Source organism: Raoultibacter timonensis (assembly GCF_022845715.1).
In the GTDB taxonomy this organism is placed as follows: domain Bacteria; phylum Actinomycetota; class Coriobacteriia; order Coriobacteriales; family Eggerthellaceae; genus Raoultibacter; species Raoultibacter timonensis.
This window is the reverse complement of sequence record NZ_AP025564.1, coordinates 2,999,829-3,024,027: the sequence shown is the minus strand read 5'-3', so window position 1 is coordinate 3,024,027 and position 24,199 is coordinate 2,999,829. Positions and strand designations below refer to the sequence as shown.

The window sequence follows — 24,199 nt, the reverse complement described above, 5'->3', positions numbered from 1 at the left end:
TTCGGCCCGCGGCCCCGCGGGCGCGGGCCCGCCTCGGCGGGCCCTTCGCGTATAGGGCGCGCGAAACGGATGCCGTTTCGTGTATGTTGTTGCGCAACGTGTTTGCAGATGCGCTTGTGCTGGCGAAAGGAGCGGAAGGGATGCGTCGTGCGATCGTAACCGTTGTTGGTTTCGCCTGCTTGTATGCGGTTGCCACGGTGTTCTTCTACTACGATTGGCTCTACGAGCTCCCCTTCGAGACGGATGCGTTCCTGTACGAAGTGTTCCTCAACGCATCGCTGTGCATCGCTGCCGTCGTCGTCGCCCTGCTGATGCGGTCCGCCGATGCGGTGAAGCCCATCGCCTATGCGGGCACGGCAGGGTATGCGGCTGCGCTCGCGCTGCTCTTCTTTGCATGGCAAACGGGGGCTGGGGAGGCTTTGGTGTATGCGGCGGGCGTGTGTGCCGGCATCGGCTCGGGTACGCTCATCCCGTTATGGTTCATGCGGATAGGGGAGACGGGAAGCCGGGGTTTCGGCTACGTCCTCGGTGCGGGATCGCTTCTGAGCGGGGTCACCATGCTGGCGGAGAACGCTCTGCCCGTAGCGTCGATGATCGTGTCGTGCGCGGTGCTTCTAGCCGTATCGCTTGTTGCGTTCGCTCGCCTCGAGCGGGTCTCAAGCCGGGTTTCGGATGAGGGCATCTTCGACCAAAGGGCCGTTGAGCGCAGAAAGGGCATATTCGCCTCCCTCGCCGCGCCGCTGGTGTATGTGTTTTTCCTCTCGATCATCTACGGTGCCCTCGATGTGGTGATGGCGGTCTCCGGACCTGTTCCCACGAGCGACTCGGGTACGATATTCCAGGGAACGAGCATTGTGACGAACATGTTCTTCCTGCTGTACGTCAGGTTCGGTCGCGGCCGATACGCCTCCTTGCTCAACATATGCTTGGGAATCATCGCAACGGGTTTGATCTTCTTCCCGTTCTTTCCCTCGGGATACGGCATGGCGCTTGTCGTGTTCGTCCATGCGGGGTGGGAGATCGCCCTGCTTGTATCCTATGCGCTGGCGATCGAGCTGCTGAGCGGCAATCGCCGGGGGATCGTGGCGGGTGCCGCCGCCGTGTTCGCGTTTCCTCGTCCGGGCGTCGTGCTCGGGTCGGGCATCGCGACGCTCGTTGCGGTGGACAACCAGTTCGCGTTCACGCAGCTCGCTATGGTGGCGTGCTCCCTTTTGTACTTGATCGTCGTCGGCGTGCTGTTCATCCGCACTAGGGAGAAGCGTGCGGCGGATCGGGCCATCAGGAAGCGCGACGAGATCATCGACCGCTATATAAAGGCGCGCGACGACCTTCGCAGCCTGGCATGCGACGAATTGGCGCAAGCGCATGGGCTGACGAAGCGCGAAACCGAGATGCTCCATCTGCTCTCCCAGGGAAGGGACGCGGCTTATATCGGAGAAGCGATGTTTCTGTCGCGCAATACGGTAAAGAGCTATTCGAAGTCGATCTACGCGAAACTCGACGTGCACTCGAAGCAGGAGCTCATCGATTTGGTCAACGATGCCGCGCCGTATTGAGTCGTCTTCGCTGCTGCACGGCGGATGCTAAGACATGCTGAAAGCGGTGAGATCGTCTTGCCGGGTCGGCGATCACGGCCCGCCAGCACGGTTTCCCGTGTCAATAACGTTAATGCCTTACTTGATGATTCTGTGGGCGCGAAGTTTTTGATAAAAACCTCTTGCCCGACGGGGCAACCCTATGTATTATATTTCAGCCGCGCTCGTAAGGGCGCGGATTGCTGTTCAGGGTTGTTCCCGATGCAAAGGCTTGGATCGGAGCGTTTCGTTCGCAAAGCGAGGCGGTCAGAAAAAAAGTTTTTGAAACTTCAAAAAAGTTGTTGACAGCGGGGTAACAGAACAGTAATATATCTCCTTGCGCGTTTGCCTCCGGCGGATGCGCGGGACGGCCCGGAAGGGCCGCCGAGAACCTTGAAAACCGGATACTGTGATACGAACAAGCTAGTAATAAACCTCGTCAGATGCCCGCCCCCAGAACAGGGCTCCGGGCACCTTGACAAAAGACCAAGATTCAAATTTTTCGAAGACGCGTCCTTCGGGGCGCTTTTTGAACGGAGAGTTTGATCCTGGCTCAGGATGAACGCTGGCGGCGTGCTTAACACATGCAAGTCGAACGAATAACCCACCTCCGGGTGGTTATAGAGTGGCGAACGGGTGAGTAACACGTGACCAACCTACCTCTCACTCCGGGATAACCCAGAGAAATCTGCGCTAATACCGGATACTCCGGGCACCTCGCATGGGGAGCCCGGGAAAGCCCCGACGGTGGGAGATGGGGTCGCGGCCTATTAGATAGTTGGTGGGGTAACGGCCTACCAAGTCGACGATAGGTAGCCGGGTTGAGAGACCGATCGGCCACATTGGGACTGAGATACGGCCCAGACTCCTACGGGAGGCAGCAGTGGGGAATTTTGCGCAATGGGGGAAACCCTGACGCAGCAACGCCGCGTGCGGGATGACGGCCTTCGGGTTGTAAACCGCTTTCAGCAGGGAAGAAATTGACGGTACCTGCAGAAGAAGCTCCGGCTAACTACGTGCCAGCAGCCGCGGTAATACGTAGGGAGCAAGCGTTATCCGGATTTATTGGGCGTAAAGCGCGCGTAGGCGGCCTGTTAAGCGGAATCTCTAATCTGAGGGCTCAACCCCCAGCCGGATTCCGAACTGGCAGGCTCGAGTTTGGTAGAGGAAGATGGAATTCCCAGTGTAGCGGTGAAATGCGCAGATATTGGGAAGAACACCGATGGCGAAGGCAGTCTTCTGGGCCAACACTGACGCTGAGGTGCGAAAGCTAGGGGAGCGAACAGGATTAGATACCCTGGTAGTCCTAGCCGTAAACGATGGGCACTAGGTGTGGGGAGGAGTACCTTTCCGTGCCGCAGCTAACGCATTAAGTGCCCCGCCTGGGGAGTACGGCCGCAAGGCTAAAACTCAAAGGAATTGACGGGGGCCCGCACAAGCAGCGGAGCATGTGGCTTAATTCGAAGCAACGCGAAGAACCTTACCAGGGCTTGACATTCAGGTGAAGCGGCGGAAACGCCGTGGCCGAAAGGAGCCTGAACAGGTGGTGCATGGCTGTCGTCAGCTCGTGTCGTGAGATGTTGGGTTAAGTCCCGCAACGAGCGCAACCCCTGTCGTATGTTGCCAGCATTAAGTTGGGGACTCATACGAGACTGCCGGCGTCAAGCCGGAGGAAGGTGGGGACGACGTCAAGTCATCATGCCCTTTATGTCCTGGGCTGCACACGTGCTACAATGGCCGGTACAACGGGCTGCGAACCCGCGAGGGCGAGCGAATCCCTTAAAACCGGTCCCAGTTCGGATTGGAGGCTGCAATTCGCCTCCATGAAGTCGGAGTTGCTAGTAATCGCGGATCAGCATGCCGCGGTGAATACGTTCCCGGGCCTTGTACACACCGCCCGTCACACCACCCGAGTTGTCTGCACCCGAAGTCGACGGCCTAACCTTTCGAGGGGGGAGTCGCCGAAGGTGTGGGGAGTAAGGGGGGTGAAGTCGTAACAAGGTAGCCGTACCGGAAGGTGCGGCTGGATCACCTCCTTTCTAGGGAGACTACATCAGTCAGGCGCAGTCGAGAGAACTCCTGCGACCTAGAAGATTCTTATCACAGATTCACTTAAGAGGAATCGCTGGCAGAAGCGTCCCTCGCAGTATCCGGTTTCGAAGGCTCTCGGCCTTCGGGGAGCCCCTCAGGGGCGCCCGCGCACCTTGAAAGTTGCATAGCGTTTAGTGAATCATTATTCAATTCTTTTAAGAAGTGAAGTGATTCGCATCACGATCGCGAATGATATTTGAAAGACCCAAATACTTTATTTAAGCATTTGTCAGATAAAGATATTAAGGGCACACGGTGGATGCCTTGGCATAAGAAGTCGATGAAGGACGTGACAAGCTGCGATAAGCTGCGGTGAGGTGCAAATTACCTTCGACCCGCAGATTTCCGAATGGGGGAACCCAGCCGGGGTAATGCCCGGTTACTCTGGCCCGAACACATAGGGCCAGCAGAGGCAACCCGGGGAACTGAAACATCTAAGTACCCGGAGGAAGAGAAATCAACCGAGATTCCGTTAGTAGCGGCGAGCGAACGCGGACCAGCCCAAACCCATGCACGTGTAAACATTAGGGTGTTGCTGCATGAGGTGTTGTGGGGCCGTCTATTCTTTCAACCTAATTTGACAGACGCAGTTACAAAGCGTCGCGGTAGCGGAACGGCATGGAAAGGCCGGCCAGAGCGGGTAAAAGCCCCGTACGCGAAACCCCGGCGCCTGCGAAGACGGTACCCGAGTAATGCCGGACACGTGAAATCCGGTATGAATCAGGGGGGACCACCCCCCAAGGCTAAATACTCTCTTATGACCGATAGCGAACCAGTACCGTGAGGGAAAGGTGAAAAGTACCCCGAGAGGGGAGTGAAATAGTACCTGAAACCGTGTGCCTACAAGCAGTCGGAGCAGTATTCGTACTGTGACGGCGTGCCTTTTGTAGAATGAGCCAGCGAGTTGCGGTGTGCGGCGAGGTTAAGTTTTGAAACGAGCCGTAGTGAAAGCGAGCCTTTAAGATGGCGTTTAGTCGTATGCTGCAGACGCGAAGCCGAGTGAGCTATCCATGGGCAGGCTGAAGCGGGGGTAAGACCCCGTGGAGGGCCGAACCCACTTCGGTTGAAAACGGAGGGGATGACCTGTGGATAGGAGTGAAAGGCTAATCAAACTCGGAGATATCTCGTTCTCCCCGAAATAGCTTTAGGGCTAGCCTCGATCGTTTAATACCGGTGGTAGAGCACTGGATCTTCTAGGGGGCTTCACCGCCTACCGAAAAGAACCAAACTCCGAATGCCGGTATTCCAGAGATCGGGAGTCAGAATATGTGGGCTAAGCTGTGTATTCGAAAGGGAAACAGCCCAGACCGCCTGCTAAGGTCCCTAAATCCATGCTAAGTGGCAAAGGATGTGCGTTTGCCTAGACAACCAGGATGTTGGCTTAGAAGCAGCCATGCATTTAAAGAGTGCGTAACAGCTCACTGGTCAAGTGGACATGCGCCGACAATTCACGGGGCTAAGCATGGTACCGAAGCAGCGGACTGAATTATTTCAGTGGTAGGGGAGCTTTCCATACCGGGTCGAAGCCGGAGGGTAACCGACGGTGGACTGTATGGAAGTGAGAATGCTGGCATGAGTAACGAGAGAAGTGCGAGAAACACTTCCGCCGTAAGCCTAAGGGTTCCTGGGCAAGGCTAATCCTCCCAGGGTCAGTCGGGAGCTAAGGCGAGGCCGCGAGGCGTAGCCGATGCACAACAGGTTGATATTCCTGTACCACCAACGAGCGTTACCACCGATGGGGTGACGGAGAAGGGTAGCTGGGCGGGGTTCTGGACGTCCCCGTGAAAGCGCGTAGGGCGGCGCGTAGGAAAATCCGCGCGCCACGAAGCCTGAGACGTTAGACGAAGCAATTGAGTGAAGTCAGTGAGCCCATGCTTCCAAGAAAAACCTCTAGGGAGCTACGTTGGTGCCCGTACCAAAACCGACACAGGTAGGCGGGTAGAACATACCAAGGCGATCGGGAGAACTATGGTTAAGGAACTCGGCATATTGACTCCGTAACTTCGGGAGAAGGAGTGCCCCTGACGGTGAAGGACCCCGCGTCCGGAGCTATCGGGGGTCGCAGTGAAACGGCCCAAGCGACTGTTTATCAAAAACACAGGACTCTGCTAAGTCGTAAGACGACGTATAGGGTCTGACGCCTGCCCGGTGCTGGAAGGTTACGTGGATGGGTTAGCGCAAGCGAAGCTCTGAAACTAAGCCCCAGTAAACGGCGGCCGTAACTATAACGGTCCTAAGGTAGCGAAATTCCTTGTCGGGTAAGTTCCGACCTGCACGAATGGCGTAACGATTTGGGCGCTGTCTCAACCATAGACCCGGTGAAATTGTATTATTCGTGAAGATGCGAATTACCTGCGGAAGGACGGAAAGACCCCGTGAACCTTTACTGCAGCTTGACATTGGTTGTTGGTTCGGTGTGTAGAGGATAGGTGGGAGACTTCGAAGCAGGGACGCCAGTTCCTGTGGAGTCGCCCTTGGAATACCACCCTCATCGTATCGGCAACCTAACGTGCGACCGTGATCCGGCGTGCGGACCGTGTCAGGTGGGTAGTTTGACTGGGGCGGTCGCCTCCTAAAATGTAACGGAGGCGTACGTAAGGTCTGCTCAGAACGGTTGGCAATCGTTCGTAGAGTATAAGAGTATAAGCAGGCTTGACTGCGAGACCTACAAGTCGAGCAGAGAGGAAACTCGGTTCTAGTGATCCGGCGGCTCAGAGTGGAATGGCCGTCGCTCAACGGATAAAAGGTACTCCGGGGATAACAGGCTGATCTTGCCCAAGAGTCCACATCGACGGCAAGGTTTGGCACCTCGATGTCGGCTCATCGCATCCTGGGGCTGAAGTTGGTCCCAAGGGTATGGCTGTTCGCCATTTAAAGCGGTACGCGAGCTGGGTTCAGAACGTCGTGAGACAGTTCGGTCCCTATCCTCCGTAGGCGTAAGAGAATTGAGAAGGGCTGCCCCTAGTACGAGAGGACCGGGGTGGACGAACCTCTGGTGTAGCAGTTGTCGACCAACGGCATAGCTGCTTAGCTACGTTCGGAACGGATAACCGCTGAAAGCATCTAAGTGGGAAGCCGGCTTCAAGATGAGTTCTCTTTTCGGTAAGACCCCTCGTAGACTACGAGGTCGATAGGCCGCAGCTGCAAGCGCTGCGAGGCGTTCAGGCGAGCGGTACTAATCGGTCGAGCTCTTTATCTTACCACTTTCACATCTTCGCGACGTGCGGACGAACGCTATGCAACCTTCAGGGTTGCGCGGGACTTGAGAACCGAATAGGTCTCGTGGAATACCTTCTACGAGCGCGACCATGGAGGCAGGGATCACCCGATCCCATTCCGAACTCGGCAGTTAAGCCTGCCATCGCCGAAAGTACTGCGGTGTAGTCCGTGGGAGGATAGGACGTCGTGCTCGTAGAGGGTATTTTTCTTTTTCGGCCCGCGGCCCCGCGGGCGCGGGCCCGCCTCGGCGGGCCCTTCGCGTATTTCGGCGGGTTTGTCAAACACGCCGCATAGCAGGCCCGCCGCCCGCCGCTTCTGCCGTGTTGATTCTGCGCGACGGACATGCTCGGTGCTGGCCAAACGGTATAATGAAAGCGAACATTCTGGCATACCCGTTGGCGTGCCCGGTAGACCTCGGGCCTGTACGTTCGATTCCGACAGACCCGGGCGGTAGATGGAGGCATCACGTGAGCGAAAAATCATTGGACGCAAAGAAGCTGGCCGAACAGGCAAGCGTGGACGACGTGGCACTCGGCGGTTTGGTCGACAACCTTTCGGGAGCCTCTCGCAGAGCACGGCAGCTTGCGGCGTCATCGCTTGCGATCGTTGCCAAGGAATCCCCCGAAAAGCTCGTCGATCACGCGGGAGCCCTCGTCGACGCCCTCAATCGCCCGGAGGCTCAAACGCGCTGGGAGTGCCTCGACGTTCTCACCGCGCTCGTCGATCGCGATACCCGCGCATGCGACAAGGCGGTCGGCGGCGCCGAGACGGCGCTGTTCGATGAGGACAGCGGTCCGGTGCGCCTCGCGGCGATGAGGTTTCTGTGCGCTCTCGGCGCTACGACCGAGAACCGCTCCGAGAAGGTATGGCCTTTGGTTGACGAGGCCATCCAGTGCTATCATGGCGATCTCGAGTTTCAGGACATGCTCGCCGCGGTCGTCGACTTCTCCGCCGGCAAGCTCAGCTCGGACGTGAAAAGCGATTTGGCCGAGCGCATGAAGTTCGATGCCGAGAACGGCCGGGGCGCCCTCAAGCGCCGGGCCTCTCAAATCATCGAGAACGTATCGTAGCTACTGAATCGAAACTTTGAAGATGCCGTTCGCGGCATCTTCTCGTATGGCTCATATCCGAGGAGGATCGCAGCAATGGCACAGCATACGGTCGCGCTCATTCCGGGCGACGGCATCGGTTTGGAAACGTCGACGGCGATGCGGCGCGTCGTCGAAGCGAGCGGCGCCGATATCGAGTGGGAGGTCGTCGAGGCGGGTGCCCATACGATCGACGAGTGCGGAACGCCGTTGCCCGAATCGACGATCGAGGCCGTTCGGCGAAACAAGGTCGCCATCAAGGGCCCGGTGTCTACGCCTGTGGGCAAGGGGTTCAGAAGCGTGAACGTGGCGCTCAGGCAGAGACTCGATCTGTACGCGTGCCTGCGCCCCGTGCTCTCGCTGCCGGGCGCGGGCGGGCGCTACGAGGGCGTTGACCTGGTGATCGTGCGCGAGAACTCCGAAGATCTTTACGCGGGCATCGAATTCGAGGAGGGAAGCGCGGAAACGGCCGAGCTGATCTCGTTCTGCGAACGCGCGGGGGCGGGCGCGATCCGCCCTGATTCGGGCATATCCATCAAGCCGGTTTCGGTGACGGCAACGCGCAATATCGTACGCTACGCTTTCGATTACGCGGTCAAGCACGGTCGCTCGAAGGTGACCGCCGTGCATAAGGCCAACATCATGAAGCACACCGACGGTTTATTCCTCCGCGTGGCGCGCGAGGTTGCCGAGGAGTATGCGGGCCGCATCGGTTTCGAAGACAGGATCATCGATGCGTTCTGCATGAACATGGTCATCGATCCCACGCAGTTCGACGTGGTCGTTTTTCCGAACCTCTACGGCGACATTGCGAGCGATCTCGGAGCCGGTTTGGTGGGCGGGCTGGGCATTGCGCCCGGCGCGAACATCGGCTCGGAGTGCGCGGTATTCGAGGCCGTGCACGGCTCGGCCCCCGACATCGCGGGCAAGAACATCGCAAATCCCACGGCGGAGATACTTTCGGCCGCCATGATGCTCGACCACCTCGGCGAACCTGCATGCGCCGCCCGCATCCGCGATGCCGTGCGTGCCGTATACGGTGCCGGGAGGGTGCTCACGGCTGACATTCGGCGAACGACCGGATCCACGCGTGCGGCAGCGGGTTGCAGCGAGTTCGCCGACGCGCTGATCGCGGAGATGACCGCATAGCCGATCGCGCATGCCTCACGGCATGCGTCGACATAGCAAAACCATGCACAGTTGAGACGAGAGGGGATACTAACCTATGACGCAAGACCAGTCCACCCGCACCGCCGAGCTTGCTGTCGGCGACGAGACGTACACCTACTATCCGGTGGCTCCGATCGCCGATGCGGAAAAGCTGCCGTTCTCTTTGACGGTCCTGCTTGAAAACGTCCTGAGATGCTCGGAGACCGACGAAGAGGCGCTTGATGCGGCTGCGCGGATCGTTGAGGCGGGCCTTGCGGGCGAGGTAGGAGAAGAGCTCTCGTACAGTCCCGCCCGCGTGCTCCTGCAGGATTTCACCGGCGTTCCGGTGTTCGTCGACTTCGCGGTTATGCGCGAGGCCATGGCCGCGCTCGGCGGCGACCCCGTAAAGGTCAACCCGCAGATACCCTGCGATCTGGTGATCGACCATTCGGTGATCGCAGACGAAGCGGGGTGCGCTTCCGCTCTCGAGAAGAACATGGAGCTCGAATTCGAGCGCAACGGCGAGCGCTACACCTTCCTCAAGTGGGCGCAGAGCTCGTTTCAGAACGTGCGCATCGTGCCCCCGGGGCGAGGCATCTGCCACCAGATCAACGTCGAGGAGTTTTCCCGGGTTGCGATGGTCCGCGAGGAAGCCGGGGGAAAAACCGTCTACTTCGACACGGTCGTCGGAACCGATAGCCATACGACTACGGCAAACGGCATCGGGGTCTTGAGCTGGGGCGTGGGGGGTATCGAAGCCGAAGCCGCAGCGCTCGGACAGCCCATCACCACGCTCGTGCCCCGCGTGGTGGGCGTCGAACTTACGGGCGCTCTATCCGAGGGGGTTTCCGCAATGGACCTTGCGCTCGTGTTCGCGAATATGCTGCGCGCACGCGGCGTTGTGGGGGCTTTCGTCGAGTGCTTCGGCCCGGGCCTCGAGAGCCTCACGGCCACGCAGCGCGCCTGCGTGGCGAACATGACGCCCGAATACGGATGCACTTGCACGCTGTTTCCCGTCGATCAGCAGACGCTCGACTACCTGCGCGTGACCGGCCGCAGCGCCGAGCAGATCGCGCTCATCGAGGCGTACGCCAAGGCGCAGGGGTTCTGGAACGATCCCGCTGCCGAACCGCGCGTATACGCCGAGGTGATCGAGCTCGATCTGTCCACCGTAAAGCGCAATCTTGCCGGCCCCTCGCGACCTCACGACCTCATCGTTGCCGCCGACGCGCAAGAGGCGTTTCGCTCGGTGTGCGCCGACCGCGGCCTCTCGCTCGACAAGAGGATTGCCGTCGAGGTGCGCGGCGAGCGGTGCGAGATCACCCATGGAGCCCTTGCCATCGCTGCGGTGACGAGCTGCACGACGGCAACCGATCCTGCCATGATGATCGCCTCGGGCCTCGTTGCGAAACGCGCGGCCGAAGCGGGCCTTTCTGCGAAGCCCTGGGTCAAGTGCGTGTTCGCTCCCGGTAGCAGGGCGACGGAGCTTTTGCTCGAGCGTGCGGGGCTTGTTGGGGGCCTGCAGAAGCTCGGCTTCTACAACTGCGGATTCGGATGCATGAGCTGCATCGGCAACTCGGGCCCCATCCTGCCCGCGATGCACGATGCGGCAGGCGAGGTCGAGCTTGCGAGCGTGCTGTCGGGCAACCGCAACTTCGAGGGCCGCATTTCGCCCGACGTCTCCCAAAACTACTTGGCTTCTCCCGCGATGGTCATCGCGTATTCGCTCGTCGGCACGATGGACTTCGACTTCGCAAACGAGCCGATCGGCGTGGGATCCGACGGCGAAGCGGTGTTTCTGGCCGATATCTGGCCGAGCGACGAAGAGATCGCCCGCGCTCTCGCAGAGCACGTGACCGCCGATCTTTACGAACAGGGACGCGAGGGGCTCATGGACGGCGATGCACGCTGGCAGGCCATCTCGGTCGATCCGAGTGCAACGTTTGCCTGGGACGAGAAGTCGACCTACGTTCGCCGCGCCCCGTATTTCGACGGTATGGCCGTGGAGCCTCGTGCCGTGGAGCCCATCGACGGCGCCCGCGTGCTCGTGAACCTCGGCGATTTCATCACGACCGACCATATCAGCCCCGCAGGGTCGATAGCGCTCGATTCGCCTGCGGCAGCCTACCTGCGCGAGCGGGGTGTTTCCGAAAGCTTCTTCAACACCTACGGTGCTCGTCGCGGTAACCACGAGGTCATGATGCGCGGCACGTTCGCCAACGTGAAGTTGCAAAACAAGCTTGCCGAAGGCAGGAAGGGCTGTTGGACGCTCAACCAGCTGAGCGGCGAGTTCACGAGCGTGTTCGATGCGGCTATGGATTACGGCAGCTCCGAGATCCCGCTCGTGGTATTCGCCGGCAAGATGTACGGAAGCGGCTCCTCGCGCGACTGGGCGGCCAAGGGCCCGATGCTGCTCGGCGTTCGGGCGGCGTTTGCGGAAAGCTTCGAGCGCATCCACCGTTCGAACCTCGTCGGCATGGGGATCCTGCCCCTGCAATTCCTCGAGGGCGAAAGCGCCGAATCGCTCGGTCTCGACGGCACCGAAACCGTTACCATCGGCGCCATCGACTTTTCGAGCGGTCTGCCCGATCCGGGCGTCGTGTCGGTGACGGCCGTAAAGGCCGATGGGAGCACGGTCGGTTTCGAGGCGATCGTGCGCGTCGATACGCCGACGGAGGGGCGCTACTTCGCCCACGGGGGCATCCTGCAATACGTGCTCCGCAACCTGGCAGAATAGGGCTCGGCCGCGTACGCGTCGGCGGACGCGCTGCGGAAAGGCGTCCGCCGTTCAGGTCGCTCTGCAGAAGGTGCCGCCACCGAGCCGCTTTGCGCGGCATGCGTATCACCATTCGGTAAACTTCTCGGGCCTTCCCTGCGCGGAAGGCCCTTTACGGTACAATACTAAGAACGTGTAAGCGATTTGCATTGCATTGTGCTTTAAGAAGGGAAGTTATTCGTGAAACAGACATCAGGTATAGATGCCTTGTTGGAAGCCCTGCGCCAATCGGGTGTGGACGTGGGAAGCGGGGGCAATCCGTTCTCGGGGAATTCCTCCGGCGACGGCGGCTCGGATGGGGAGTCGTCAGGCGGGGGAAACAAGCCGCCGCGGGTCGAGGTCTCGTTCGGGGACAAGATGGCAACGTGGGGCAAGAAGGCGATCATCATCGCGATCATTGCCATCGTCGTCATCGCAGCAGTGGCGTACTGGTGGTTCCATCCGCCCATCAACATCCATTCGACCGATACGTGGATGTTCGTAGCCATATTCATCCTGCTTCCGCTGTTCTTGTTCTTCTGGATGCGCTCGATGGCGTACAAGAAGGGCACCGGCAAATACGAGTACAACGAGAAGAAGGCGAAAACCTTCAAGATCGTTTCGTACCTTCCCGTGCTCGTGGTGCTTGTCGGCGTGATCGGCGCGGTCGCCTCGCTTTCGTTCTTCCCCGGCAATGCCGAGAAGTACGCGAGCATCCTCAAGACCACCGACGACGTGTTCGCCGAAGACATCAAGGAAGTCGACTACAACCAGATCCCGGTCATCGACCGCGATTCGGCGGTGCTTCTCGGCAACCGCACCATGGGCTCGATCCCCGAGTACGTGAGCCAGTTCGAGATATCGCCGCTCTACAGCCAGATCAACTACCAGGGTAGCCCCGTGCGCGTGAGTCCGCTCGGCTACGCCGACCTGTTCAAGTGGCTCGCAAACCGTGAACAGGGCATCCCCGCCTACGCGCTCGTCAACATGACGACGCAGGATGCCGAGATCGTGCGTCTGGGCGATAACCCGATCCGCTATTCTCAGTCGGAGCCGCTCGCGCGCAACATCGATCGTCACGTGCAGCTCAAGTACCCGTTCTACATGTTCGATCAATTTGCTTTCGAGATCGACGACGACGGCAAGCCGTGGTGGATCTGCCCGGTGCAGGATCGTACGATCGGACTCTTCGGCGGAAAGACCATCCAGCGCGTCGTTATGTGCGATGCCACCACGGGCGAATGCACCGACCTCTCGGTCGATGAGGTTCCGCAGTGGGTCGACCGCGTGTACCCTGCCGACCTCTTGGTCGAGCAGTACAACTGGTACGGCGCGTACAAGGACGGCTGGATCAACTCGTGGCTCGGCCAGCAGGGCGTTGTGCAGACCACGCCGGGCACCAACGGCCAGCTTGGTTACAACTACATCGCCAAAGACGATGACGTATGGGTGTACTCCGGTGTAACCTCGGCGACCGCCGACAACTCGATCGTCGGTTTCGTGCTGGTGAACCAGCGTACTGCGGAATCGCACTTCTACGAAGTGGCCGGCGCTACGGAAGATTCGGCGATGCGCTCGGCCGAGGGCCAGGTTCAGCATCTCGGCTACAACGCGACGTTCCCGTTGCTCATCAACATCAGCGGCCAGCCCACGTACTTCATGGCGCTCAAGGACAACGCCGGTCTCGTGAAGATGTTCGCGATGCTCGATATCCAGCGCTATCAAAACGTTGCAGTCGGCAATACGGTCGAAGAGACGCAACAGGCCTACAAGACGCTCTTGGCCACCAACGGCGTGGAGCTTTCGGACGAGGGCGATACGAGCATCGTTACGGAAACGAGCGGTACGATCGAGCGCATCGTGACGGCGGTTGTCGACGGCAACTCGCACTTCTACGTGAAACTCGTGGACGATACGAACCTCTACGACTTTGCGCTGCCGCGCCTCATGGGAATCGTGGCGTACGCCGAGGGCGACGAGATCACGTTCAACTACCTCGATTCGGACGGCGTGTGCGTGGCCGAGGAGATCATCGGGGAGCGGGTGTCTTCGGAGGCTGCTGCGGCGGCTGCGAAGGCGGCTAACTCCTCGTCGTCGGACGAGGAGGCGCAAGGTGCCGCCGGAGCGGCCGGCGACGCGGGTGCCGCTGCGGGCGCAGACGGTGCCGCCGCGGGAACGGCGGCGTAAGGCCGGACGAGGCTTCTTCGTGAAACCGCTTGACATCGTTCGAGAAGCGGCTAGTATATAACGATGCGTTTTTAAAACGCATGGAATGAAAGATTGTTCCGCTGCCCAAGACAGCAGGTACCGAAAGGTTTAATCGCGAAAGCGGCCCGCCGAGGTGGTCTGTAAATATGAGTTTTACGACCCCTGCTGTCATTGTGCACCAGGGGTCGTTTCTTTTGCATGAAAGCTCAAGATTCACCCACGATGAGGGACGGAACGCGAGTTTGCATGGAAAAGGAGGTGTAATTAATGCCCAACGTACATAACGTCGAAACGCTCGCCCTGATCAAGGAAGAGCTCAAGGATGTCAACGCCATGTGGGTCGTCGATTATCGCGGCTTGACGGTGAAGCAGATCCAGGAGTTGCGCGGCAACGTGCGCGAGGCGGGTGCAAGCATGAAGGTGTACAAGAACACGCTCATGCATCTCGCCCTAGACGAGCTCGAGCTTCCCAACATGGACGAGATTCTGGAAGGCCCTTCGGCCTTCGTGTTCGCCGGCGAGGATCCCGTTGCTTCTGCGAAGGCCCTGAAGGATTTCGCGAAGGCGAACAAGGTTCTCGAGATCAAGGGCGGCATGATGGACGGTAAGTTCGTCGATGCGGCGCAGGTCGAAGCTATTGCTTCTCTGCCGTCTCGCGAGGGTCTTATCGCTATGCTGCTCGGCACGATCAGCAACCCGCTGGTCCAGACGGTTCGCGTGCTCAACGCTCCGATGGAGGCGTTCGCTCGCTGCGTCAACCAGATTGCAGAGCAGAAACCTGCAGCTTAAGCGCTGTATTGAAGCCGGCAGCGTGAAACGAGGCCGGCGTTTGAAAACGAAAACGTGTATCCGCCTATGCTGCGGATAAAAGAAAAAAAGGAGAACCATCATGGCTGTGACCCGTGAAGAGATCGTCGAGGCATTGAAGGAAATGCCCGCCCTGGAGCTGTCCGAACTCGTGAAGGAACTCGAAGAGGTCTTCGGCGTTTCCGCTGCCGCTCCGGTTGCCGTTGCTGCCGCCCCTGCCGCAGGCGACGGTGCTGCCGCTGCTGAGGAGAAGACCGACTTCGACGTTGTGCTCGAGGGCTTCGGTGACAACAAGATCGCCGTTATCAAGGTCGTCCGTGAGATCACCGGCCTCGGCCTCAAAGAGGCCAAGGAGCTCGTCGAGAGCGCTCCGAAGCCGATCCAGGAGGGCGTTGCCAAGGACAAGGCCGAAGAGCTCAAGAAGCAGCTCGAGGATGCCGGCGCTGCCGTTACCCTCAAGTAACGAAGCCGTGCGCCTCGCCGCAGCGCCGATGCTGCGGTAAAACGCTTGGTGTTGCCGGTTCTTCATGAACCTAACACCTTGGAAACGAAACCAACGGGGGGAGCCTTGCGCTCCCCCCGTTGTGTATAGTGTGTTCCAATTTCATGGTAGAAAGGACACTCATGCAAGCTGGTTACTTCAAAACCGCATGGAGCGACGTCAAGAATTCGGGGGGATGGTTCGGCAAGATCCTGCTGCTTTCCCTTGTCGCCTTCATTCCCGTCTTCGGTGCCATCGCTATCGCAGGATACCTGTACGGATGGGCTCGCGATATCGCATGGGGCATCCACGGCCCCATGCCCAAGCGCATCTTCGGCAACGAGGACGGCAAGCTGTACAGCCGAGGCTTCTTCGTATTGGTAATAGGCTTCGTCTTTGCATTGCTTCCGTGGGCCATCGAGCTTGTTTGGGCCTTCGTGATGGGCTTCGGCTCGCTGACGTTCGGCTACAGCTACGGCGGCTACAGCGGCGGAACGTTTCTGTTCGGCGGTCTCATGACGCTGGTGTTTACGGCGCTGACGGTGGCAACCGCCTTTGCGGCCATGCTGTTCCAGTGGGTCGGTTCGATGCGCATGAGCATCTACGGGAGGCTTTCCGCCGGGTTCCAATTCAGCAAGATGTGGGCGATGATCCGCCATGACTTCGGCGGCCTCATGCGCATCTTCGGCATGTGCATCCTTCTGTCCGTCATCGTGTCGGTCGTCATCTCCGTGTTGTTCACGATCGTGATATTTGTTACGGTGCTCATCGGCATCGCCGCAACGGGCGGCAACTTGAGGGCCGATCATTTCGATGGAACCGTCATCGGCTGGATCATCGCGTTCGGCGGCCTGGCAATCGTAGGCTCGCTTCTCGTGGGCTATATAACGATAGCCGCGAGCATGTTCATCGCTACGCTCGTGGTTCGCGCCCTCGGTTACTGGACGCGTCAGTTCGATGTGCCGGCTTGGCGCGGACAGGACGATCCGATGCCCTTCGAGCTGCACGCGGCCGCGGCGCGTCAGGCTCAGCCGCCCTACCAGCACCCTGGGCAGCCCATGGGGTCTCAAGGGTACGGCCAGCCGTACCCGCCCCAAGGCCAGTCTGCCGGCATGTACGGCCAGCCCGTTGGACAGTGCGGTCAGGCTCCGCAGCAGCACGGCTACGGCCGACCCGACGCCTGCCCCTATCCTCAAGGTTCCCCGTCTGCTTCGAGCGGATTCGCGCCTGCGCCGGGGCAGGGCGGTGCCACGCCCGCCAGCCCTGATAAACCGGAAGGATCCGACTTTTCGCAGTAGCGCGCCTACCGATATTCGAGCTTTGCACCCAACGAGCGGCCCTGGTTCCCGGGGCCGCTCTTTTCCGTTCGCGGACGATTATTCGCCAGTCGTAGGCAAAAAATCCCGTTGTTCGTTGACCTTGTAATCGTTGCAACCCCCATGATGGCCTCACAGACAATCCGATACGAAATTTTGTAAGAGACGAAAAGGAAGCCCGAATGTAAGGAAGCAAAGGAGGCACGTCATGAAAGCGACGAAACAAGAGATGGATCTGCGGAAACCCCAGATGATTACGGAAAAGCTCGATGTGGCCGCACTCAACGCCCAGCGGCAGACGATGGCGGCGCCTATCAGCGAGCTTCACGGCGATATGCTCTGGTCGGTCGTCAAGAAGCTCCGCGAGCCCGAGCTGATCGCCTTCATCGCCGACCCCGATGTTACTCGCGCCTCCAAGATTTCGACCATTGCGAAGCTCAACGATGTCGATCTTCTGATCGCCCTGGCGGCGGCCGACGTTGAGATTTTCGCCCGAAGGGACGCCCTTCTGCGCATCGACGAACTCTGCGACAGCACGCCGCTTCCGCAAGCCGATGTCGAGCGTCTCGCTCCCTGCCTCGAGTTCAAAGAGCTCATTGCCTATGCAGTCGTGCTCATGGATATGTCCGACTACGATTGGTGCGCTCACTGCGGCGAGCATACCGTCGACGCGCTGTGCGCCGCGATGTACGAATGCCAGAGCATGCACGAATCGGTGCTCTTGGAGGATACGTTCGCCCATCTGAGCCATGCGCGCCCGGACCTCAACAAGAGCCTGCGTGCCTGCAGCCCCGACAAGTTCCTCACGGAAGATACGTACGCGCCGACGACGCCGACCGTCATGTATCTGGACCGCTACCCCGTAGACAACGTTGCATAGCCGAATCTGAAGACGAGAGCAGAAGGGACCCCCTCATGAAAAAGAACACGCGTACCGCATTCATCAGACATATGCTCGAAAACGAGCGATCCATCGAACCGTCTCCGGAGTTCAGCTATAAGGCGCTCATCAAGAGCCGGCAGGATTACGACGAGATGTACCATCGCTCGATCGAAGAGCCCGAAGCGTTCTGGGCGCAGATGGCCGAAACCCATATCGACTGGTTCAAGCCATGGGATGCCGTCGAGGAATTCGACTTCGAATCCGACAACCCTTACGTCAGGTACTTCCGCGGCGGCGAGCTCAACGTGTCCTATAACTGCCTCGATCGCCATCTTGACGGGCCGCGCAGGAACAAGGCCGCCCTCATCTGGCAGGGCGAACCGAACGAAGAGGTCGACGTCTACACGTATCAGCGTCTCCATCGCGAAGTGTGCAAGGCGGCGAACATGCTCAAGCGTCTGGGTGTGAAGAGGGGCGACCGCGTGGTGCTCTACCTCCCGATGGTTCCGCAGCTCGCCATCAGCATGCTCGCCTGCGCCCGTATCGGCGCGATCCACTGCGTCGTGTTCAGCGGCCTTTCGGCGGAGGCTCTCAAAGACCGTATCGTGGATTCGGGCGCAAAGGTCGTCATTACCTCGAATTACGGCTACCGTTCGGGCAAGATCCTCCACCTCAAGGACATCTGCGACAAGGCGCTCGATATGAGCCCCGGGGTCGAGGCGTGCGTCGTCGTCCGCCGCATCGAGAAGCGCACCGATATGAAGGTGGACCGCGACGTATGGTGGGACGATCAGATGGCGGCGGAATCACCGCATTGCGAGCCCGAGAACATGGAGTCGAACGATCCCCTGTTCATCCTCTACACGAGCGGTTCGACCGCCAAGCCCAAGGGCATTCTCCACGGCACCGGCGGCTATCTGCTGTATGCGACGCTTACGATGAAGTACGTGTTCGATCTCAAGGAAACCGACATCTACTGGTGCACCGCCGACGCAGGCTGGATTACCGGGCACTCCTATTTGGTGTACGGGCCTCTGTCCAACGGTGCAACGTCGCTCATGTTCGAGGGCGTTCCGAACTACCCGAAGCCGGACCGCTACTGGGATGTTGTCGAGAAGTTCGGCGTGAACATCCTCTACACCGCACCGACTGCGGTTCGCTCGATGATGAAAGACGGCGAACAGTGGGTGAACAACCACGACATCAGCACCCTGCGCCTGCTCGGTTCGGTAGGGGAGCCCATCACCTCGAAGGCGTGGCTGTGGTATTACTCGGCCGTCGGCCAGGGGCGCTGCCCCATTGCCGATACGTGGTGGCAGACCGAGACGGGCGGCGTCATGATCACGACGATCCCCGGCGCTGTCGATATGAAGCCCGGCTCTGCCGCCCTGCCGTTCTTCGGCATCTCCCCGCGGGTGATCGGCTCGGATGGCGACGATACAGCGCCCAACGAAGGTGGGAGCCTCGTGATATCGAGGCCGTGGCCCGGCATGATGCTCGGTGTATACAACAACCCCGAAGCCTTCAAGAACGTGTACTTCCCGATGCCCGGATTCTATCTGACGGGTGACGGCGCCTACCGCGACGAGGACGGCTACTTCTGGATCACGGGCCGCATCGACGACGTCATGAACGTTTCGGGTCACCGTATCGGCACCGCCGAAGTCGAAAGCGCACTCGTGTCGGTACTGCAGGTTGCCGAGGCGGCGGTTGTGGGCTATCCGCATCCGGTCAAGGGCGAGGGCATCTACGCGTATGTGACGGTCAAAGAGGGCACGGTTATCAACGACGACCTGCGCGCCGAGCTGTGCAACCACGTGAGGGCGAACATCGGACCCATCGCGACCCCCGATGTGATCCATTTCGCAAGCGCGCTGCCCAAGACCAGAAGCGGCAAGATCATGCGGCGCATCCTGCGCAAGATCGCCGCTCAGGACACCGAGAACCTGTGCGACATCTCGACGCTTTCCGAACCGTCGGTGGTCAACGACCTGATTCAAGAAACCAAGCGCATGAGCGCTTAGGCGCAAGCCGACGCGCACTGTTCATCGATACCGCCCGCGGCATGCGAAACGCTGTCGCGGGCGGTAGCCGTTTTCGGGAGGATTACCGAAAACGGACCGGCGGTTGGAAAAGCACGGAGCCCCGCATGCGATCGCTAGCATGCGGGGCTTCGTATGGTTGGCGGCGTTTAGGCGTTCACCAGCACCGAAATGTGAATCAGGTAATCCTCGGAGGAATCCGACATGAGATACGAGCTCATGTCGAGCTCGTAGATCGGTCCGAGCATGTCGAAACCCTCTTTCTTGACATAGCGGAAAAGCTTCTCGTAGGATCGCTCGACCGTGCTCGTGCCCCCTTGGTGCAAGATGACCGCATAGTTGCCCCGCGGCTTGCATTCGAGGCGATTGCCGAGGTGCATGCGGTTTTCCGGAGGCGAGACCCAGGTGATGAGCTTGGTGTAGTAGTATTCTTCGGGTTTGCTCGGATCGGGGATGTCGATGACGCGTCCGAGGGGGAATTTGGATACGCCGGCTGCCGAGCGGCAGAAATCGGAATGCTCGCTCATCGCTTTAGCGAAGGATTGCTGGGTTCGCTCGCGTTCGACCTCGGTTGTGATGAACCAGATCTCGTCCCAGTAGGACAGACGCGGCTTGTCTTTGGGGAAGAGAAGCGCTCTCTGGGTGATGTAGCGCATCTTCTCCATCATGCCTATGCGGGCATCGATGATGTCGCGCTGCCGTTCCATCTTCTGGATGCTCTCCTGAGCATTTTCGAGGAACAGCTCGGTCGATCGATTGTCGAGGTATTCCTTGATCTCCTTCATGGACATGCCGGTGTCGAGGAAGAAGCGGATGACGTCGAACATGTAGAGCTGCTTGAGCGAATAGTACCGGTATCCGTTTTCGCGCACTTCTTTCGGCTTGAGGAGGCCGATCTTGTCGTAGTGGATGAGCAGTTCTCTGCTGACGTTGCACATCTGAGCGAACTCCCCTGAGGAGAGCAGCAGCGAATCGTGCATTAGACCCCCTTTCGCAGTCGAGCGCTCGGCAGCCTGGCTAGGCGTTATCGGCTATCGTTGCCGCTGCGGTCGACTGTCGCCCGAAAAGCGGAACGCGGATCTGCCGGTTGGTGCGCTCGACGGTTGACCCGTGTATCGATACTACCGTAAGCTTGCAATGTCTTACCTGATAAAACGGGAAACGATGCGAAACGGCCTGCCAACGTGCTTTCGGCAGGCCGTTTCGCATCGGTGAGAGGCTTCGGCTATTCTCCGTATACATCCTCGCGGGTGAAGTATCCGCTGTCGATGAGGATCTTATCGAGGTTTTCTTTCGTGACGAGTTTCCCGGTGATGAGGTTTGCGGTGATGCCGTTTTCGGTTCCGTTATCGAAATCGGCGTTCGCGTTGACGGCCTCGCCCCGTGCGAGGTGGCATGCCTCGTCGACCGCTGTGGTGGCGAGTTCCTCGAGGTCCATGTACACCGTGACGCTCTGCTTTCCGTCGACGACGCGCTTTGCGGCATCGAGTTCGGCGTCCATGCCCGTGATGATTACCGGGTCGGTGATGCCGAGCTCGTCGAGCGCTTCGCGGCAGGCTCCCGCGATCTTATCATTCGGGGCAAGAATCGCATCGACCGAATTGCCGTTGGCGGACACTGCGTCGTATACAAGCTGCTTGGCCGCGTCCGGCGACCAGCCGGGTACGCTTGTTTCGAGGATGACGTTGATGTCGCTTCTTATGGGATCGATGTAGCGAAGTGCTCCCTCGTTGAGCAGCTCCGCGTTGTAGTCGCCCGGATCGCCGCTGAGGATGATGTAATCGCCCTCGTCTACGAGCTCGGTGAGGTACTGGCCGAGCGTCTGGCCGATGCGGCCGCTGTCGTAGCCGACGAACAGATCGACGTCCTCGTTGGTGATGGCGCGGGCGTAGTCGACGACGGGGACGTTGTGCTGTTTCGCGTAAGCGAGTATGTCCTGCACGTTGTTGACGTCGCGGGGCGTGAGAATGAGCACGTCGATGCCGCCGTCGATCATCTCGATGCAGTCTTCGGTCTGCGTTTTCGGCTCGTCGGTCTTGTTGAGGCGTACCTCGATCTCGACGTCGAGTTCCGCAGCCCGGTTCTCCATGTACTGCTGCTCGCTCACCCAGCGCGAAGCATCGCCGACGCCGAACGAGACGCCTATCTTCACCGGATCGCCGTTCTGCGCCTTGTCGGGCGAGGGCGCTTGGCTTTCCGTGCTGCATCCTGCGCCTACGAGCAGTATCGGGATGGCAAGCGCTGCGGCGAGGATGCCGCGCAAGATCGTTCGTGTCATAGCGTTCCTTTTCTCAAGATGGGTTCGAATTCGTCTTCGCTCATGGGGCGAGCGTAGAAGTACCCTTGGGCGACGAAGCATCCGTTGCGCTTCATGAGGTCGACGTTGTCGGCGGTTTCGACGCCTTCGACCACGACGTCGATATCGAGGTTTTGAGCCATCTGGGCGACGGAGGCGAAGATGACCGCCAGACGGTCGCTGTCTTCGGTGTTGCGCAGGAAGCCCTGGTCGATTTTCAGCACGTCGATCGGGATGTCCTTGAGCATGTTCAGGGAGGAATACCCCGAGCCGAAATCGTCCATCGCGACACAGAGCCCCTTTTCGTGGACGCTTTCGACAAACGATGCGATGGCTTCCTGGCTATCGAACATGGCGCTCTCCGTTAACTCCATTTCGATGAGGCGGGCGGGGACGCCGTATCGCCGGATCGTATCGGCCACGCGATCGATGAAACCATCGTCGAGCAGGTGCAGGCGAGAGAAGTTGACCGAAACGGGAACGCATTCGATGCCGTCGTCGAGGTTTTTCTTCAGGAACCGAAGAACCTTTTCGAGCACGGCCATATCGAGCTCGATGACCAAGCCGGTTTTCTCGCACATGGAAATGAATTCGAGCGGCGGGACGAGCGACCCGTCCTCTTTGCGCCACCTGACGAGCGCCTCCGCTCCGACGAGCGAGTTGGTTTCGACGTTGACCTTGGGCTGGTAGAAAGCCACGAACTCGTTTTGCTCGAGTGCGCGCTCGACGGCCCGCTTCATCTGCTCGTTGCGCGCAAGCCGTTCGTCGTGTTCTCGCGAGTAGTGCTCTATGCGCCGATGCAGGGTGCTTTTGGCACCGAGCGCGGCCGTACTCGCCTTGTCCGCCATGAGGTTTACGGTTTCGGGTGGATCGGGAACGTCGTAGACTCCTGCGGAGACGTATATCGTTGCGTCCTTTTGCGCCGTGGCGCAAGCGAGTATGCCTTCGAGTCTCGCGTCGTCCGCGTCGAAGACCAGGGCGATGAAGTGATCCCCGGATACGCGTGCAAGGGCTTCGCCTGGCTGCAGGTTCTCCTTTACCGCATCATGCATGGTTCTGAGGACGCGGTCGCCGAAATCGAAGCCGTAGTAGCTGTTGATGTACTTGAAGTTATCGATGTCGAACGCCACGAGGGAGCATTGCCTGCCGTCGTTTTTCTCGATGGCTTCTTTGACGTCGAGACCGAAACGGCTGAACGTGCTTCCTCCGGTAACCGGGTCGACGAACGCAACGCGCTCGAGGTTTTTCTGCTGGCGGCGCTTGTACGAAAGGAAGAGGAGCATGCAGATGGCAAAGACCGCAACCACGAGGAACAAGATGACGTAGAACAACTGCACGACAACGGCTGCATTGGGGGAGACGGCGGTGGTTGAAACACTTGTGATGAGATACCAATCGTGGATCGTCTCGATCGGCGTGTAGGCCGAGAAGCGCACCTCGCCGTTCTCCCTCGTTTCCATGAAGCCCGCTGTTCCGTTGCCGATATCGCCTTCAAGCTGTTTTGCAGCGTCTTGGTTCCCCCTCGCGTACAGCGCCCGGTAATAGTTCTCCGTCTCTTGGCTGTAGTCGCCGCCCTGCGAGCTGATGACGATGTACCCGTCGCTGTTGATGATGCTCATCGAGCCCTGGGACGAGAAAAGGGAGAGCGAGCAGATGTCGTACATCTCTTCGGGGGTGTACTGCTTCTGGAGCGTTCCGATGATCTGATCCTGGGAGTATACGGGTACGCTGATGACGAACATCTCGTCGCCGGTGATGCGCGAGATGACGCGCCCCGAGATGTTCGGGGTGCCTTCGAGGGCGAGTTTGAAGTAACCCCGTCCCGAAATGTCGAGCAGCGTACCGTCGGAGAACAATGCGGTGCCGTCGGTGTTCGCAACCGACATGCTCTCGCCGTTCTCGCGACCGCAGTACTCTTCGAAGGAGGCGGTGAGGGGGTCGCTTTCGGCGGTATGGGAACTTGCGATGTCGGCGAGCTGGTTGGCGGCGGTCTCGAGGTTGTTGACCTCGAGACCGATCTTGCTGGTGATCACGTCTTTGTTCTGCGTGACGATTTCGGTGAGGTTGATCTTGGAATCGGAGCTCAGGAGCGTTTGCACGTGCGTCATGAGGGCGACGACGGCGCCGAGCAGAACCGCGGCCAAGGCGATGATCGCGAGACGAGTAGCATGCAGTTTGAGGCGATCCAGTTTCACACTCACTACCTTGAACGGAAAATAAGCAGACGCCGCGGGGTGTGGCGTAATTGGCTTATTTTCCGTCAGGCGATAAGAAAAGACAATGAAATATA

13 protein-coding genes, 3 rRNA genes and 1 other annotated feature are annotated in these 24,199 nt (G+C 59.4%); of the genes, 13 read left to right on the top strand and 3 right to left on the bottom strand.

Annotation, left to right across the window (positions count from 1 at the left end; genetic code table 11):
* Positions 1-140 precede the first annotated feature (140 nt).
* From MWL89_RS12375 to acs, 13 genes are all read left to right on the top strand, one after another.
* Positions 141-1,556, top strand: coding sequence for a helix-turn-helix transcriptional regulator (locus MWL89_RS12375; RefSeq protein ID WP_244386327.1), 1,416 nt, complete (start codon positions 141-143; stop codon positions 1,554-1,556).
* 548 nt (positions 1,557-2,104) lie between these two features.
* A 16S ribosomal RNA gene (locus MWL89_RS12370) occupies positions 2,105-3,613 on the top strand.
* Positions 3,614-3,897: 284 nt separating this feature from the next.
* Positions 3,898-6,864 (top strand): 23S ribosomal RNA (locus MWL89_RS12365).
* A 99-nt stretch (positions 6,865-6,963) separates the two neighbouring features.
* Positions 6,964-7,077, top strand: a 5S ribosomal RNA gene (rrf, locus tag MWL89_RS12360).
* Together the 16S, 23S and 5S rRNA genes form the textbook arrangement of a ribosomal RNA operon.
* 274 nt (positions 7,078-7,351) lie before the next feature.
* The gene (locus tag MWL89_RS12355) at positions 7,352-7,954 is read left to right on the top strand and encodes a hypothetical protein (protein ID WP_102377441.1); all 603 of its coding nucleotides are present in this window, start codon (positions 7,352-7,354) and stop codon (positions 7,952-7,954) included.
* Positions 7,955-8,029: 75 nt separating this feature from the next.
* Positions 8,030-9,121, top strand: coding sequence for an isocitrate/isopropylmalate dehydrogenase family protein (locus MWL89_RS12350; RefSeq protein WP_102377442.1), 1,092 nt, complete (start codon positions 8,030-8,032; stop codon positions 9,119-9,121).
* Positions 9,122-9,197: 76 nt separating this feature from the next.
* Positions 9,198-11,858, top strand: coding sequence for an aconitate hydratase AcnA (acnA, locus tag MWL89_RS12345; protein WP_102377443.1), 2,661 nt, complete (start codon positions 9,198-9,200; stop codon positions 11,856-11,858).
* A gap of 219 nt (positions 11,859-12,077) precedes the next feature.
* Complete coding sequence (locus MWL89_RS12340) at positions 12,078-14,063, top strand: Tat pathway signal sequence (RefSeq protein WP_244386326.1); 1,986 nt, start codon at positions 12,078-12,080, stop codon at positions 14,061-14,063.
* 86 nt (positions 14,064-14,149) lie between these two features.
* Positions 14,150-14,284: a sequence feature (ribosomal protein L10 leader region), on the top strand.
* 67 nt (positions 14,285-14,351) lie between these two features.
* Positions 14,352-14,873 carry a 50S ribosomal protein L10 gene (gene rplJ, locus MWL89_RS12335; protein WP_102377444.1) on the top strand — a complete coding sequence of 174 codons (522 nt, stop codon included), beginning with the start codon at positions 14,352-14,354 and terminating at the stop codon, positions 14,871-14,873.
* Between the two features lie 100 nt (positions 14,874-14,973).
* Positions 14,974-15,354, top strand: a complete 381-nt coding sequence (gene rplL / locus MWL89_RS12330) for a 50S ribosomal protein L7/L12 (protein ID WP_102377445.1) — start codon at positions 14,974-14,976, stop codon at positions 15,352-15,354.
* Between the two features lie 161 nt (positions 15,355-15,515).
* Complete coding sequence (locus MWL89_RS12325) at positions 15,516-16,670, top strand: DUF4013 domain-containing protein (RefSeq protein WP_244386325.1); 1,155 nt, start codon at positions 15,516-15,518, stop codon at positions 16,668-16,670.
* 226 nt (positions 16,671-16,896) lie between these two features.
* The gene (locus MWL89_RS12320) at positions 16,897-17,568 is read left to right on the top strand and encodes a hypothetical protein (RefSeq protein WP_244386324.1); all 672 of its coding nucleotides are present in this window, start codon (positions 16,897-16,899) and stop codon (positions 17,566-17,568) included.
* Between the two features lie 35 nt (positions 17,569-17,603).
* A complete protein-coding gene (gene acs / locus MWL89_RS12315) occupies positions 17,604-19,595 on the top strand; it encodes an acetate--CoA ligase (RefSeq protein WP_102377446.1) in 1,992 nt (663 codons plus the stop codon).
* Positions 19,596-19,762: 167 nt separating this feature from the next.
* Here the strand turns inward: acs and MWL89_RS12310 are convergent, their stop codons facing one another.
* From MWL89_RS12310 to MWL89_RS12300, 3 genes are all read right to left on the bottom strand, one after another.
* Complete coding sequence (locus tag MWL89_RS12310) at positions 19,763-20,593, bottom strand: MerR family transcriptional regulator (protein ID WP_102377447.1); 831 nt, start codon at positions 20,591-20,593, stop codon at positions 19,763-19,765.
* A 245-nt stretch (positions 20,594-20,838) separates the two neighbouring features.
* Entirely contained in the window at positions 20,839-21,891 is a 1,053-nt protein-coding gene (locus MWL89_RS12305; RefSeq protein ID WP_244386322.1) for a sugar ABC transporter substrate-binding protein, read from the bottom strand.
* Positions 21,888-24,104: a bifunctional diguanylate cyclase/phosphodiesterase gene (locus MWL89_RS12300; protein ID WP_244386321.1), complete on the bottom strand. Its 2,217-nt coding sequence runs from the start codon at positions 24,102-24,104 to the stop codon at positions 21,888-21,890. Before MWL89_RS12300 ends, MWL89_RS12305 begins: the two co-directional genes overlap by 4 nt.
* Positions 24,105-24,199 lie beyond the last annotated feature (95 nt).

Coding starts and splice junctions, on each gene's coding strand:
- MWL89_RS12375 (WP_244386327.1), top strand. CDS start 141: ATGCGTCGTGCGATCGTAACCGTTGTTGGTTTCGCCTGCTTGTATGCG.
- MWL89_RS12350 (WP_102377442.1), top strand. CDS start 8,030: ATGGCACAGCATACGGTCGCGCTCATTCCGGGCGACGGCATCGGTTTG.
- acnA (WP_102377443.1), top strand. CDS start 9,198: ATGACGCAAGACCAGTCCACCCGCACCGCCGAGCTTGCTGTCGGCGAC.
- rplJ (WP_102377444.1), top strand. CDS start 14,352: ATGCCCAACGTACATAACGTCGAAACGCTCGCCCTGATCAAGGAAGAG.
- rplL (WP_102377445.1), top strand. CDS start 14,974: ATGGCTGTGACCCGTGAAGAGATCGTCGAGGCATTGAAGGAAATGCCC.
- MWL89_RS12325 (WP_244386325.1), top strand. CDS start 15,516: ATGCAAGCTGGTTACTTCAAAACCGCATGGAGCGACGTCAAGAATTCG.
- MWL89_RS12320 (WP_244386324.1), top strand. CDS start 16,897: ATGAAAGCGACGAAACAAGAGATGGATCTGCGGAAACCCCAGATGATT.
- acs (WP_102377446.1), top strand. CDS start 17,604: ATGAAAAAGAACACGCGTACCGCATTCATCAGACATATGCTCGAAAAC.
- MWL89_RS12310 (WP_102377447.1), bottom strand. CDS start 20,593: ATGCACGATTCGCTGCTGCTCTCCTCAGGGGAGTTCGCTCAGATGTGC.
- MWL89_RS12305 (WP_244386322.1), bottom strand. CDS start 21,891: ATGACACGAACGATCTTGCGCGGCATCCTCGCCGCAGCGCTTGCCATC.